Here is a 14728-nt window from a genome sequence, read left to right on the forward strand (position 1 = left end):
GGTCGACCGGGCGCCACGCGGTCGGCCACGGGTCGCTGACCGCGACGCTGCGCGCGAGCGAGTCGGCGAACGTCCGACGCTGCGCGTGCCAGACGGGCCGGAGGTACCCGACGAGGAGGATCGCGTCGAGCAGGTGCAGCAGCTGGCGCCACAGCGTGCGCAGCATCCCCAGCGGCCGTCCGGTCCGGTCGTCGAGGACCACGACGCCGACGGCGCGCTTGCCGATCGTGGCACCCGTCCACGCCTGCAGCGCCAGCTGCACGACCAGCACGGCGGCGACGGTCCACGCCGCAGGTCCGCGCGCGGCGTCGTCACCGGCGCCCCAGGACGGCAGACCGGGCCACGGCGCGGGTACCGCCGCACCGGGTGCCGCGAGCCACACCGCGAGCGCCAGCAGGCCCGAGTCCATCGCGAAGGCGAGCACCCGAGCGAGCCACGACGCATACGCCGGCCCGCCGAGGTCGGTGCGGGCCGGCGGCGTCGTGGGGAGGGTCACCCCGGCCATGCTGCCAGAACGCAGGCGCGCACCTCCGTCCGCGCGGGGGACGACGACGGCCGCCGCCCCGTGCGGGGCGGCGGCCGTCGTGCGGTCGAGCGACTCAGGCGATGCGCGTGCGCGCCGCCTCCTCGTCACCGATCTTGTGGACCACGACCGTGTTGGTCGAGCCGACCACGCCCACGGGGGTGCCCGCGACGACGACGACGTAGTCGCCGACCTCGGCGAGGCCGTTGGCGCGCAGCGTCTGGTCCACCTGGCTGACCATCGAGTCGGTGCTCTCGACCGACGGCACCTGGTAGGTCTGCACACCCCACGACAGCGACAGCCGGCTGCGCACCGACTCCTCCGGCGTGAACGCGAGCAGCGGGATCGACGAGCGCAGGCGCGACATGCGGCGGGCCGAGTCGCCCGACTGCGTGAACGTCACGAGGTACTTCACGCCGATGCGCTCGCCGATCTCGGCGGCGGCACGCGTGATCGCGCCACCGCGCGTCGACGGCACCGAGCCGAGCGGCGCGATGCGCTCACGGCCGAGCTCCTCGGTGCTCTCGATGATCCGCGCCATCGTGCGCACGGCCTCGATCGGGAAGTCGCCGACGCTGGTCTCGCCCGAGAGCATGACCGCGTCCGCGCCGTCGAGCACCGCGTTGGCGCAGTCCGAGGCCTCGGCCCGCGTCGGGCGCGGGCTCGTGATCATGGACTCGAGGACCTGCGTGGCCACGATGACGGGCTTGGCGTTGCGGCGGGCCAGCTCGACCGCGCGCTTCTGGACGAGCGGGACCTGCTCGAGCGGCAGCTCGACGCCCAGGTCGCCGCGGGCGACCATGATGCCGTCGAACGCCTGGACGATCTCGGCGAGGTTCTCGACGGCCTGCGGCTTCTCGATCTTGGCGATGACCGGGACGACCCGGCCCTCCTCCTCCATGATCCGGCGCACGTCGTCGTAGTCGGCCGCGCTGCGCACGAACGACAGGGCGATGAGGTCGGCGCCGACGTTGAGGGCCCAGCGCAGGTCCTCCTCGTCCTTGTCGCTCATGGCCGGCACGGACACCGCGACGCCGGGCAGGTTGAGGCCCTTGTTGTTCGACACGGGGCCGGGGACCTCGACCCGCGTGACGACGTCGTTGCCCTCGACGGCCGTGACGCGCACGAGCACCTTGCCGTCGTCGATGAGGATCGGGTCGCCGGGCTTCACGTCGCCGGGCAGGCCCTTGAACGTCGTCGAGACGCGCTCCTTGGTGCCCTCGACGTCGTCCGTCGTGATGGTGAAGACGTCGCCGACCGCGAGGTCGTGCTTGCCGTCGATGAAGCGGCCCAGACGGATCTTGGGGCCCTGCAGGTCGACGAGGACGGCCACCGAGCGACCGGAGGCCTTCGCCGCGGCGCGCACGTTGTCGTACACGCGCTTGTGCACCTCGGTGTCACCGTGGCTGCGGTTCAGGCGCGCGACGTCCATACCGGCGTCGACGAGGGCCTGGACCTGCTCGGGGGACTCGGTCACCGGACCGATGGTGCAGACGATCTTGGCTCTACGCATGGCTCGAGACTATGCCTTCCTGGATTTCGGCCGCAGGCCGGACGTCCCGGTCGACGGACCCGGCCTGCGGGTACGCCCGACCGGGGAGGGTGGGTCGGGGGGACAGGGTCAGGGTCGCAGCGCCACGGTGCCGGCCGCCACCGGGGCGGGCAGCTCGGAGGTGCCGGACAGGTAGGCGTCGACGGCCGCCGCGGCGGCCCGGCCCTCGGCGATCGCCCAGACGACGAGCGACTGGCCGCGACCGGCGTCGCCGGCGACGAACACGCCCGGCACGGTCGTGGCGAACTCGTCGTCACGCGCCACCGCGCCGCGCGGCGTGACCTCGACGCCGAGCTGGTCGGTGAGCTGCTCGGTCTCCGGGCCGGTGAAGCCCATCGCGACGAGCACGAGGTCGGCGGGGACGTCGCGCTCGGTGCCCGGGGTGGGCTCGCGACGACCGTCGGGGAGGTACTCGGTGGTCGCCAGCCGCAGGCCGCGCACGCGTCCCGCGTCCTCGCCCTCGCCGGGCAGGAAGCCGACCGTCGACGCGAGGTAGGTGCGCTCGCCGCCCTCCTCGTGCGAGGACGACACCTCGAACAGCACGGGGTCGGTGGGCCAGGGCTGGTGCGCGGGACGCTCGGTCGGCGGCTGCTTGCCGATCGCGAGCGTCGTCACCGACGCGGCACCCTGCCGCAGCGCCGTGCCGAGGCAGTCCGAGCCGGTGTCGCCGCCGCCGATGATGACGACGTGCTTGCCCGCGGCCGTGATCTGGTCGGCGACCTCCTTGCCCGCGGCGACCGCGTTGGCCTGGTGGAGGTACTCCATCGCGGCGTGCACGCCGTCGAGCCCGGCGCCGGGCACCCGCAGCTCGCGCGGCACCGTGGCGCCGGTCGCGACGACGATCGCGTCGTAACGGGCCTGCAGCTGGACCCACGTGACGTCGCGGCCGACGGCCACGCCGGGACGGAACCGCGTGCCCTCGGCGCGCATCTGCTCCAGGCGACGGTCGATGTGGACCTTCTCGAGCTTGAAGTCGGGCACGCCGTACCGCAGCAGCCCGCCGATCTCGTCGTCCCGCTCGTAGACCGCGACCGTGTGACCGGCGCGCGTGAGCTGCTGCGCCGCCGCGAGGCCCGCGGGGCCCGAGCCGACGACGGCGACGGTGTGCCCGGTCAGCCGCTGCGGCACCTGCGGCGTGACGAGCCCGCGCGCGAACGCCTCGTCGATGATCGAGACCTCGACGTTCTTGATCGTCACGGGCGGCTGGTTGATGCCCAGGACGCAGCTCGACTCGCACGGCGCCGGGCAGATCCGGCCCGTGAACTCCGGGAAGTTGTTCGTCGCGTGCAGGCGGTCGATCGCGTCGGCCCACTGCCCGCGCCACACGAGGTCGTTCCACTCGGGGATGAGGTTCCCGAGCGGGCACCCGTTGTGGCAGAACGGCACGCCGCAGTCCATGCAGCGCCCGGCCTGCTCCTTGAGGAACGGCTGGCCCTCCTCGAGGTGCGCGTGCACGTCCTTCCAGTCGCGCAGGCGCACCTCGACGGGGCGGTTCGGCGGGAGCTCGCGCTCGCGCACCTTCAGGAAACCGCGGGGGTCAGCCACGGGCCACCTCCAGGATCTGGTCCCACACACCGGGCGCGGTCGGGTCGAGGCCGTCGGCCTCGGCCTTCGCGAGCGCGAGCCGGACGCGGGCGTACTCGGCGGGCAGCAGACGCGTGAACCGGGAGCGGGTCGCCGCCGGGTCCGCGAGCAGCTGGGCGGCGACCGGGGAGCCGGTCTCCTCGGCGTGCGTGCGCAGGAGACGCTCGACGAGCGCGAAGTCCTCGTCGTCGAGCGGTTCGACACGGAGCTCGCCCGCGCGCGCCGCCTCGACGTTGACGAGGTCCGGGTCGAGGTCGAGCACGTACGCCGTCCCGCCCGACATCCCGGCCCCGAGGTTGCGACCCGTGCGGCCCAGCACGACGACCGTGCCGCCGGTCATGTACTCCAGCGCGTGGTCGCCCACACCCTCGACGACGAGCGTCGCACCGGAGTTGCGCACCCCGAACCGCTCGCCGACGAGCCCGCGCAGGAAGATCTCGCCGCTCGTCGCGCCGTAGCCGATGACGTTGCCGGCGATGACGTTGTGCTCGCTGGTGAGGACCGAGCTGTGGTCGGTGCGCACCACGATGCGACCGCCCGACAGCCCCTTGCCGACGTAGTCGTTCGCGTCGCCGTGCAGGCGCAGGGTCACGCCACGCGGCAGGAACGCGCCGAACGACTGCCCGGCCGACCCGGTCAGCGTCACGTCGATCGTGCCGTCGGGCAGCCCCTGCCCTCCGTACCGCTTGGTGACGTGGTGCCCGAGCATCGTGCCGACCGTGCGGTTGACGTTGCGCACGGGCAGGTCGATGCGGACGCTCTCGCCGCGCTCGAGCGCGGGCTCCGCGAGGGCCACGAGCTGGTTGTCCAGCGCACGGTCGAGCCCGTGGTCCTGCGTCTTGACCTGGTGCAGCGCCGAGCCCGGCTTGGGCTGCGGCACCGCGAGCACGGGCGCGAGGTCCAGGCCCTCGGCCTTCCAGTGGTCGACGGCCTGGCGCGTGTCGAGCATCTCGACGTGGCCGACGGCCTCCTGGATCGACCGGAAGCCGAGCGCCGCGAGGTACTCGCGGACCTCCTGCGCGATGAACTCGAAGAACGCGACCACGAACTCGGGCTTGCCCGTGAAGCGTGCGCGCAGCTCGGGGTTCTGCGTGGCGACGCCCACGGGGCAGGTGTCGAGGTGGCAGACGCGCATCATGATGCAGCCCGACACGACCAGCGGCGCGGTCGCGAAGCCGAACTCCTCGGCGCCGAGCAGCGCGCCGACCACGACGTCGCGGCCGGTCTTCAGCTGGCCGTCGACCTGGACGACGACGCGGTCGCGCAGGTCGTTGAGCACGAGCGTCTGCTGGGTCTCGGCCAGCCCGATCTCCCACGGCGTGCCCGCGTGCTTGAGCGACGTCAGCGGGCTCGCGCCCGTGCCGCCGTCGTGGCCCGAGATGAGCACGACGTCGGAGTGCGCCTTGGCGACGCCCGCGGCGACCGTCCCGACGCCGAACTCGCTGACGAGCTTGGTGTGGATGCGCGCCGACGGGTTCGCGTTCTTCGCGTCGTGGATGAGCTGCGCGAGGTCCTCGATCGAGTAGATGTCGTGGTGCGGCGGCGGCGAGATGAGCCCGACTCCGGGAGTCGAGTGACGCGTCTTCGCGACCCACGGGTACACCTTGTGGCCGGGCAGCTGACCGCCCTCGCCGGGCTTGGCGCCCTGCGCGAGCTTGATCTGGATGTCGTCGGCGTTGGTGAGGTACTCGCTCGTGACGCCGAACCGGCCCGAGGCGATCTGCTTGATCGCCGAGCGCCGACGCGGGTCGTGCAGCCGCTCGGGGTCCTCGCCGCCCTCGCCCGTGTTGGACTTCGCACCGAGCTGGTTCATCGCGATCGCGAGCGTCTCGTGCGCCTCGGCGGAGATCGACCCGTAGGACATCGCACCGGTGCTGAACCGCTTGACGATCTCGCTGACCGGCTCGACCTCGTCGATCGGCACGGGCGGGCGCGAGCCCTCCTTGAAGCGCAGCAGCCCGCGCAGCGTCATCAGGCGCTCGGCCTGCGAGTCGACCCGGTGCGTGTACTCGCGGAACACGTCCATCTGGCGCGTGCGCGTCGAGTGCTGCAGCCGGAACACCGTCTCGGGGTCGAACAGGTGCTCCTCGCCCCCGCGCCGCCACTGGTACTCGCCGCCCACGGCGAGGCGCTGGTGCGCCTGGCGGTTGCCGCTCGCGGGGTACGCGTCGGCGTGGCGTGCCGCGACCTCGGCCGCGATGACGTCCAGTCCGATGCCGCCCAGCCGGCTCGTCGTCCCGGTGAAGTACCGGTCGACGAGCGCGTGCGACAGGCCGATGGCCTCGAAGACCTGCGCGCCGCGGTACGACGCGATCGTCGAGATGCCCATCTTCGACATGACCTTGAGGACGCCCTTGCCGAGCGCCTTGATGAGGTTGGCGACCGCCTTCTCGGCGTCCACGCCCGGCAGGTAGCCGCTGCGCGCGAGGTCCTCGACCGTCTCCATCGCGAGGTACGGGTTCACCGCGGCCGCGCCGTAGCCGACGAGCAGCGCGACGTGGTGCACCTCGCGCACGTCACCGGCCTCGACGACCAGCGAGATCTGCGTGCGGGTGTGCCGGCGCAGCGTGTGGTGGTGCACCGCCGACAGCAGCAGCAGCGACGGGATCGGCGCGAGGTCGGCGTCGGAGTTGCGGTCCGACAGCACCAGGAAGCTCACGCCGTCGGCGATCGCGCGGTCGACCTCGTCGAAGATCTGCTCGAGCCGCTTCTCGAGCGCCGCTCCCCCGCCGTCGACCTTGTACAGGCCGCGGATCGTCGTCGACCGGAAGCCCAGCGCGGGCTCCTTGGCGACGTGCACGATCTTCGCGAGCTGGTCGTTGTCGATCACCGGGAACGGCAGCATCACCTTGCGCGCGTGCGCCGGACCGTCCTCGAGGAGGTTCGGCTCGGGGCCGATCGCACCGCCGATCGAGGTGACGAGCTCCTCGCGGATCGCGTCGAGCGGCGGGTTGGTCACCTGCGCGAACATCTGCGTGAAGTAGTCGAACAGCAGGCGCGGACGCTTCGAGAGCACCGCGACCGGCGTGTCCGACCCCATCGCGCCGAGCGGCTCGGCGCCCGCCGACGCCATGGGCGTCAGGAGGATCTTGAGCTCCTCCTCGGTGTACCCGAACGCGCGCTGGCGGCGGCGCACGGACGCCGAGGAGTGCGCGACGTGCTCGCGCTCGGGCAGCTGCTCGAGGCGCACGACGTTCTCCTGCACCCACTGCCCGTAGGGCCGCTGCGCCGCGAGCTGCGCCATGACCTCGGTGTCGGCGACGATGCGCCCCTGGCCGGTGTCGACGAGGAAGAACAGACCCGGCTCGAGCCGACCCTTCGCGACGATCGTCGCGGGGTCGAGGTCGAGCACGCCGGCCTCGGACGCGCAGACGACCAGGCCGTCCTCGGTCACCCAGTAGCGCCCCGGCCGCAGGCCGTTGCGGTCCTGCACCGCGCCGATGAGCGTGCCGTCGGTGAACGTCATCGCCGCGGGGCCGTCCCACGGCTCCATGAGCGTCGAGTGGTACTCGAAGAACGCGCGCGTCGCCGGGTCCATCTGCGCGTGGTTCTCCCACGGCTCCGGGATCATCATCATGATCGCGTGCGGCAGCGAGCGACCCGCGAGGTGCAGCAGCTCGAGCACCTCGTCGAAGCTGCCCGAGTCCGACCCGCCCGGCGTGCACACCGGCAGCAGCGGCTCGAGGTCGCCCAGCAGCTCGGAGGAGAGCATGCCCTGCCGGGCCGCCATCCAGTTCCGGTTGCCCTTGACGGTGTTGATCTCGCCGTTGTGCGCGATCATCCGGAAGGGCTGCGCGAGCGGCCAGGACGGGAACGTGTTGGTCGAGAAGCGCGAGTGCACGAGCGCGATCTCGGAGGCGTACCGCGGGTCGGAGAGGTCCGCGAAGAACGGCTCGAGCTGGGCGGTCGTCAGCATGCCCTTGTACGTGATCGTGCGCGCCGACAGCGACGCGAAGTACACGCCGTGCTCGCGCTCGGCGCGCTTGCGCAGCCGGTACGCCCGGCGGTCCAGGTCGATGCCCGCGAGCTCGCGCGACGGGTCGGCGACGACGAGCTGCCGGAAGACCGGCATCGAGGCGCGCGCGGTCGGCCCGACGAGGTCGGCGGTGACGACGACGTCGCGCCACGCGAGGACCTCGAGCTTCTCCTCGGCCGCGACCGCCTCGACCGCGGCGACGGCCTCGGCGCGTGCGTCGTCGTCCTGCGGCAGGAACGCCATGCCGATCGCGTAGTGCCCCGCGGGCGGCAGGTCGGCGTCGACCACGTCGCGCAGGAACGCGTCCGGGATCTGCGTGAGGATGCCGGCGCCGTCGCCGCTGTCCTCCTCGGCACCGACCGCACCGCGGTGGTCCAGGTTGAGCAGGGCTGTCAGACCGGCGTCGACGATGTCGCGGCCGGGGGTGCCGCGCAGCGTCGCGACCCAGGCGAAGCCGCACGCGTCGTGCTCGGCCGCCGGGTCGTACAGCGCGTGCCGGGAGGGCGCCACGGGGGCGCCAGGGCTCACGGGCGACGTCGACATCAGCGCACCGTCCTCACAGTCCCCGGGGGCGGGGCATCGCACGAACAAGGGGGTACCGGGACGTCGTCGGCCCGTGCAGTGAGGCGACGATACCGCCCGCGCGCGGGTCGGTTCCCCACCTCTCACGAGACGGGGCCCGGCCGCCCGGCGTCACCGGGTGGGTTCGGAGGCGTCCGCCTCGTCGTCCTGCGTCGTGGGGGGTGTCAGCAGGAGGGTCGTCTCACGTCCGGGATGCCGGCGCCCGACCACCACGAACGCTACCAGCGCGCCGAGGCCCACCAGGATCGACGTCCAGACGTTGAGGCGCAGCCCCAGGACGGTCTCCGCCGGGTCGATGCGCAGCAGCTCGATCCACAGCCGGCCAGCCGTGTACAGCACGACGTACAGCCAGAACACCCGGCCGTGGCCGAGCCGACGGCGTCGGTCCAGGTAGATGAGCAGACCGGCCACCGCGAAGTTCCACAGCAGCTCGTAGAGGAACGTGGGGTGGAACAGCGTGCCCGACGCGGCGCCCGCGGGCAGGTGCGCGTCGTCGATCTGCAGGCCCCAGGGCAGCGTGGTGGGTCCGCCGTACAGCTCCTGGTTGAACCAGTTGCCGAGCCGGCCGATGCCCTGCGCGATGATCAGGCCCGGCGCGAGCGCGTCCGCGAAGGGCGCGAGGCGCACGCCGGCACGCCGGCAGCCGATCCAGGCGCCGAGGGCCCCGAACGCGACGGCGCCCCAGATGCCGAGACCGCCCTCCCAGATCGCGAACGCCTTCCAGGGGTCGCCGCCCTCGCCGAAGTACTTCGCGGGCGAGCTCACGACGTGGTAGATCCGGCCGCCGACGATCCCGAACGGGACGGCCCAGTACGTGATGTCGAGCACCGTCTCCGGGTCGCCCCCGCGCTCGCGCCAGCGCCGCTGGGTGAGCACGACCGCCACGACGATCCCCAGCAGGATCGCCATCGCGTAGGCGCGCAGCGGGAACGGCCCGAGGTGCCAGACGCCCTGCGACGGGCTGGGGATCGCCAGCGCGACGATCCCGCTCACCGCGCCACCCGGCGCGCCGAGCGCACACCCTCGGCCAGGCCGCCCACGGTCGTCGCGAGCGCGTCCAGCCCGGCCGACTCGTCGGGTGCGTCCAGCAGCGCCCGTACCAGCGCCGACCCGACGATGACGCCGTCCGCGTACGCGGCCACCTGCGCCGCCTGCTCGGGCCGCGACACGCCGAGACCGACGCAGACGCGCGGCGCGCCGGCCGCGCGGGTGTCGGCGACGAGCTGCTCGGCACGGTCGCCGACCGTCGTGCGCTCGCCCGTGACGCCCATGGTCGACGCCGCGTAGACGAACCCGCGGCTCGCGGCGACCGTCGAGGCGAGGCGCTCGGGCGTCGAGCTCGGCGCGACGAGGAAGACGCGGTCGAGCGCGTGGTCGTCGGCGGCCGCCAACCACTGCGCGGCCTCGTCGGGGACGAGGTCCGGCGTGATGAGGCCCGCTCCCCCGGCTGCCGCGAGGTCGCGCGCGTAGGCGTCGACGCCGTAGCGCAGCACGAGGTTCCAGTACGTCATGACGAGGACCGGGGCGCCGGCGTCGGCGATCTGCTCGACCACCCGCAGCGTGTCGCGCACGCGCGTGCCCTGCGCGAGCGCGTGGTCGACGGCCCGCTGGATGACGGGGCCGTCCATCACCGGGTCGGAGTAGGGCATGCCGAGCTCGACGACGTCGACGCCCGCCTCGACCATCGTGCGCGCGGCGCGCGCCGAGCCCGGGACCGACGGGAACCCGACGGGCAGGTAGCCGACGAGGGCCGCCCGCGGCGACTCCCCCGTCGCCAGCGCGTCCAGGCGCTCCCCGGTCGACGAGCGGACCTGGGTCGTGCTCACAGCTGCTCTCCCTCGTCGGCCTTGACCACGGGCTCGTCCTCGATGAGCCCGAACCACGCGGCGGCCGTCGCGACGTCCTTGTCCCCGCGCCCCGACAGGTTCACCAGGACCACCGGCTCGTGCCCGTCGGTCGACCACGTGGCCGCCTCGCGACCGAGCTGGATCGCGCCCGCGAGCGCGTGGGCCGACTCGATGGCCGGGATGATGCCCTCGGTCCGGCACAGCACGCGGAAGGCGTCCATCGCCTCGTCGTCCGTCACGGGGCGGTACTGCGCCCGCCCGATGTCGTGGAGCCACGCGTGCTCGGGGCCGACGCTCGGGTAGTCCAGGCCGGCCGACACCGAGTGGCTCGGCAGCGTCTGGCCGTCCTCGTCCTGCAGCAGGTAGCTGCGGGTGCCCTGCAGCACGCCGGGCGACCCGCCCGAGAACCGCGCGGCGTGCCGACCCGAGTCGACGCCGGCCCCGCCGGCCTCGAACCCGAAGAGCCGGACCTCGGGGTCGTCGAGGAACGCGTTGAAGATGCCCATCGCGTTGGACCCGCCGCCCACGCACGCCGCGACCGCGTCGGGCAGCCGGCCGGTCTCGTCGAGCAGCTGGGCGCGCGCCTCGTCGCCGATGACCTTGTGGAAGTCGCGCACCATCTCGGGGAACGGGTGCGGGCCCGTCACCGTGCCGAGCAGGTAGTGCGTCGTGTCGACGTTCGCGACCCAGTCGCGCAGCGCCTCGTTGATCGCGTCCTTGAGCGTGCGGGAGCCGATCGCGACGGGGACGACGGTCGCGCCGAGGAGCTGCATGCGCGCGACGTTGAGCGCCTGGCGCTGCGTGTCCTCCTCGCCCATGTAGATCGTGCAGTCGAGATCGAGCAGGGCGGCGGCCGTGGCGGTCGCGACACCGTGCTGACCGGCACCCGTCTCGGCGATCACGCGCTTCTTTCCCATGCGCTTGACGAGCAGCGCCTGGCCCAGCACGTTGTTGATCTTGTGCGATCCCGTGTGGTTGAGGTCCTCGCGCTTGAGGAACACGCGCACGCCGTCGCCGACGTGCCGCGCGAACCGCGGGACCTCGGTCAGCGGGCTCGGACGCCCGGTGTAGGTGCGGTGCAGCCGCTCGAGCTCGTCGGAGAACGCCGGGTCGGCGAGCGCCTTGTGGTACGCCGTCTCGAGCTCGTCGAGGGCCGCGACGAGCGCCTCGGGCACGAAGCGCCCGCCGAACTCGCCGAAGTACGGCCCCTGGTGCGTCGCGAGCGGGCCGCCGCCCAGCAGCACGTCCCGCAGCCGCCGGCCGTCCTGAGCGCGCCCGGCGGTCACTGGCGCACCGCCCGCAGCGAGGGGTGCGACCCCGCCGCGACGAGGTCCGCGACGGACCGGCGCGGCGCGTCGTCCGTGACGAGCGCCTCGCCCACCAGGACGACGTCCGCACCGGCACGTGCGTAGTCCATGACGTCGTGCGGCCCGCGCACGCCGGACTCGGCGACCTTCACGACGTCCGACGGGATCGCGGGCGCGACGCGGGCGAACGTCGTGCGGTCCACCTCGAGCGAGCGCAGGTCGCGCGCGTTGACGCCGACCACCCGTGCACCGGCGTCGACCGCCCGGGCGACCTCCTCGGTGTCGTGGACCTCGACCAGCGCCGTCATGCCGAGGGAGTGGACGCGCTCGACCAGCGACTCGAGCACGGTCTGCTCGAGCGCTGCGACGATGAGCAGCACCAGGTCGGCGCCGTGCGCACGCGCCTCCCACACCTGGTAGGGCGAGACGACGAAGTCCTTGCGCAGCACGGGCACGTCGACGCGCGCGCGCACCGCGTCGAGGTCGGCCAGCGAGCCGTTGAACCGGCGCTGCTCGGTGAGCACCGAGATCGCGACGGCACCGCCCTTCTCGTACTCGGCGGCGAGCGCGGCGGGGTCGGAGATCGCGGCGAGCGCGCCCTTGCTCGGGCTCGAGCGCTTCACCTCGGCGATCACGGTCACCGCGTCCTCGGCCTTGAGCCGCGAGACGCACTGCAGCGCCGACTCACGACGCGCCGCGAGCTCCTTGAGCTCGGCCAGGGGCGTCGCGGCCTCGCGTGCGGCCAGGTCCTCGCGCACCCCTGCAACGATGTCGTCCAGCACGGTCATCGACGGATCATCCCCTCTGGCCGGTCGGTGCGGCGCACGCCCCGTCCTCGGGTCCGCGCCACCGCCTCGTCATCGTAGACGCGCCCCCGTGCACCCCCGTCCACCGCCCGAGGTGTGGGACCGACGGCTCCGCGCCACGGTCCGCAGCGCGCTCAGTACCCCGACGTCGTGTCGATGAAAGGGGTCGCGAAGCCGACGAACAGCAGCGGCAGCAGCACCGAGAACAGGATCAGGAGCGTCAGCAGCCCGCCGAGCGCGGTCCCGACCCAGCCGAGCACGACGCCGGCGACCGCCATGCCGGGGTTGTCGGCCTCGCCGGCCGCGGCCGCCTGCCGCGCCTTGCCACCCACGACGACCGCGGGCACGCCGGTGAAGAAGAAGCACCCCACGACCGACAGCAGGCCCAGGACGAGCGACCAGACGGCGAGGTCGTTGCGCGGACGGGCGGGGGCGAACGCGTACCCCGGCGGCGGGTAGCCCGGTCCCGGGTAGCCGGCAGGCGGGTAGCCCGGTCCCGGGTAGCCGGCAGGCGGGTAGCCCGGTCCCGGGTACCCCGCGGACTGTGCGCCGGCCGGAGGGAGGCCCGCACGTTCGTCCGCCGTGGCGTCGCCGGAGGCCGTAGGGGCCGGCGCGACGCGCGACCGCGCCGGCGCGTCGGTGTCGTGGACCGCGTACGCACCTTCGCGGCCGTAGACCGGGCCGGCGGCGTGCGGGTCGGTGGGCTGCGTCATCGGACGGCCTCCGTGGTCGAGCGGGTCGCGCACGTCGGGTGGCGACCCGGGGTCAGGGCAGCGGGCCCGGGGACAGGTAGGGCACGAGGGCCGGGACGTTGCGCAGCACGGCGAACGCGACGACCACCACGAGCACGGTCCACGGCAGCCAGCGCGGCGCGGTCAGCGGCGGACCGCCCCGTAGCCGACGCAGCGTCCAGACGACCCACGTGACCGCCAGCAGGGGCGCGGCGAGCGTCCACAGGGGGTTCACGCCCCAGGCGCCGGCGAGGTCGCCCGTGAGCATGTCGTGCGTCGCCCGCAGGCCGCCGCAGCCCGGGCAGTAGACGCCCAGGAACAGCACCGAGGGGCAGATCCCGTAGCTCGCCGGCTGGTACGGCGACCGGACGACGAGCAGCGCAGCACCCGCGAGAGCGGCCGCACCGACGGCCAACGGCAGCACCGGAGAGGTGCTGGGAGGTCACGGCGCCATCTGCTGCTGGCGCTCCACCTCGGACTGGATGTACTCCATGAACCCGTCCCAGCCGCCGTACTGGGCGAGCCCCATGGCGAAGCTCACCAGGAAGTACAGGCCGATGACGATGCCGAGGATGCTGACGATGATGCCGGCGAGCGACAGGCCGCCGTTGCTCGCCTCACCCCGGGCCGCGGCACCGCGGCCCTTGATGCCGAGCCACAGGCCGATGCCGCCGGGGACGATGCCGATGACGAAGCAGCACAGCAGGACCGACACGATGCCGAGCACCAGCGACCACACGCCCAGCGAGTTGCGCGCGGTGCTCTGCGGGGCGGCGCCGTAGCCGGCGGCCTCCTGGCCGTACCCGCCGTAGGCGGGCGTCTGGCCGTAGGCGGGAGCCTGGCCGTAGGCGGGCGGCTGGCCCGGCGCGGCCGGCGGCTGCTGGCCGTAGGCCGGCGGCTGTCCGTAGCCCGGGGCCGCGGGCGTCGAGGGTCCGGTGCCGGCCGGGTACGGCGGCACGTCGCCCGAGGCGGGCGGGACGGGCTGCTGCCCGCCGGCACCCGGCTGGTCGGGCGTGGACGGGTCGCGCGGCTCGTTCGGGGTCGACATGCAGATCTCCCTGCGTCGTTCGGGGCCGGCACGGTGGCCGACCGGGTGCGGTCCGGGGCGGGGACGCCCCGAGTGTCAGTGCGTGCCGCGGCTCCGGGCCCGGGCGAGCGTCGCGGCGCCGCCCTGGCCGTGCCCCAGCAGCTGCAGGACCTTGCCGAGGACCAGGCCCCCGACGGACACGGCCATGCCGACCCAGAACAGCCACACCAGGGCGAAGGCGACGCCGAGCGCGGCGACGAGCGCGCCCGCGACGACGACCCAGGTGGTCGTCCACGCGGCGAGCGTGCGTCCGTGGTTGGTCGGCGGGGTCGACGGCGGCAGGTGCACCGTCTCGGTGCGCGTCGGGTGCTGGGCCCGGTGGGCCAGGGAGTGGTCGGTCATCGATGGGTCCTTCGTCCTCGGGTCGGCCCCACACTATCCGAGTCGGGACGGCCTGACGCGCTGGTCAGGACGGGTCGTCGCCCCGGCTGAGCGCGTCCCAGTCGAGCCGGTCGTCGGGGGTCCCGCCGTCGTGCGCGGTCGCGGCCGCGGGGACGTCGTGACGCGACGAACGACGCGCCCAGTCCCCCGGCGCGCGCAGCAGCACGACGCCCAGCGCGACGACCACGACGCCGAGGCCGACCGCGACGACCGGCCAGGGCGTCAAGGCCGTCGTCGTCGCCGTGGGGACACCCGTCGCGTCGGCGAGCGACGCAGCCACCGCACCGGCATGAACTCGACGACCTCGACGCTCGTCGGCTCGCACACCTTGGTCATGTCGTTGCGGGACAGG

The 14728-nt window shown here is 73.7% G+C and carries 13 protein-coding genes; all 13 read right to left on the reverse strand.

Features of this window, described 5'->3' with window-relative positions; genetic code table 11:
- Window positions 1-496: RDD family protein (locus tag ATM99_RS16945; RefSeq protein WP_190278867.1), on the reverse strand; the 496-nt coding region annotated here is incomplete at its 3' end.
- Between the two features lie 103 nt (window positions 497-599).
- Window positions 600-2036 (reverse strand): pyruvate kinase, encoded by a 1437-nt coding sequence (gene pyk / locus ATM99_RS16950; protein WP_062102813.1) that lies wholly within the window; start codon window positions 2034-2036, stop codon window positions 600-602.
- Between the two features lie 108 nt (window positions 2037-2144).
- A complete protein-coding gene (locus ATM99_RS16955) occupies window positions 2145-3620 on the reverse strand; it encodes a glutamate synthase subunit beta (RefSeq protein WP_062103997.1) in 1476 nt (491 codons plus the stop codon).
- Window positions 3613-8178 carry a glutamate synthase large subunit gene (gene gltB / locus ATM99_RS16960; RefSeq protein ID WP_062103998.1) on the reverse strand — a complete coding sequence of 1522 codons (4566 nt, stop codon included), beginning with the start codon at window positions 8176-8178 and terminating at the stop codon, window positions 3613-3615. The genes ATM99_RS16955 and gltB overlap by 8 nt, the downstream gene beginning before the upstream one ends.
- 150 nt (window positions 8179-8328) lie before the next feature.
- A complete protein-coding gene (gene lgt / locus ATM99_RS16965) occupies window positions 8329-9210 on the reverse strand; it encodes a prolipoprotein diacylglyceryl transferase (protein ID WP_062103999.1) in 882 nt (293 codons plus the stop codon).
- Window positions 9207-10043 (reverse strand): tryptophan synthase subunit alpha, encoded by an 837-nt coding sequence (gene trpA / locus ATM99_RS16970; RefSeq protein ID WP_062104000.1) that lies wholly within the window; start codon window positions 10041-10043, stop codon window positions 9207-9209. The genes lgt and trpA overlap by 4 nt, the downstream gene beginning before the upstream one ends.
- Complete coding sequence (gene trpB / locus ATM99_RS16975) at window positions 10040-11308, reverse strand: tryptophan synthase subunit beta (RefSeq protein ID WP_062104007.1); 1269 nt, start codon at window positions 11306-11308, stop codon at window positions 10040-10042. Before trpB ends, trpA begins: the two co-directional genes overlap by 4 nt.
- A 38-nt stretch (window positions 11309-11346) precedes the next feature.
- Window positions 11347-12159 carry an indole-3-glycerol phosphate synthase TrpC gene (gene trpC / locus ATM99_RS16980; RefSeq protein ID WP_062104001.1) on the reverse strand — a complete coding sequence of 271 codons (813 nt, stop codon included), beginning with the start codon at window positions 12157-12159 and terminating at the stop codon, window positions 11347-11349.
- A 152-nt stretch (window positions 12160-12311) separates the two neighbouring features.
- A complete protein-coding gene (locus ATM99_RS16985; protein WP_062104002.1) occupies window positions 12312-12890 on the reverse strand; it encodes a DUF4190 domain-containing protein in 579 nt (192 codons plus the stop codon).
- A gap of 52 nt (window positions 12891-12942) precedes the next feature.
- Window positions 12943-13332 carry a DUF2752 domain-containing protein gene (locus ATM99_RS16990; protein ID WP_062104003.1) on the reverse strand — a complete coding sequence of 130 codons (390 nt, stop codon included), beginning with the start codon at window positions 13330-13332 and terminating at the stop codon, window positions 12943-12945.
- Window positions 13333-13350: 18 nt separating this feature from the next.
- The gene (locus ATM99_RS16995; protein ID WP_062104004.1) at window positions 13351-13956 is read right to left on the reverse strand and encodes a DUF4190 domain-containing protein; all 606 of its coding nucleotides are present in this window, start codon (window positions 13954-13956) and stop codon (window positions 13351-13353) included.
- A gap of 75 nt (window positions 13957-14031) precedes the next feature.
- Complete coding sequence (locus tag ATM99_RS17000) at window positions 14032-14337, reverse strand: HGxxPAAW family protein (protein WP_062104005.1); 306 nt, start codon at window positions 14335-14337, stop codon at window positions 14032-14034.
- A gap of 64 nt (window positions 14338-14401) precedes the next feature.
- The gene (locus ATM99_RS17005; protein WP_062104006.1) at window positions 14402-14656 is read right to left on the reverse strand and encodes a Trp biosynthesis-associated membrane protein; all 255 of its coding nucleotides are present in this window, start codon (window positions 14654-14656) and stop codon (window positions 14402-14404) included.
- Between the last annotated feature and the right edge of the window lie 72 nt (window positions 14657-14728).

This window comes from Cellulomonas sp. B6, from assembly GCF_001462455.1.
Lineage (GTDB): Bacteria > Actinomycetota > Actinomycetes > Actinomycetales > Cellulomonadaceae > Cellulomonas.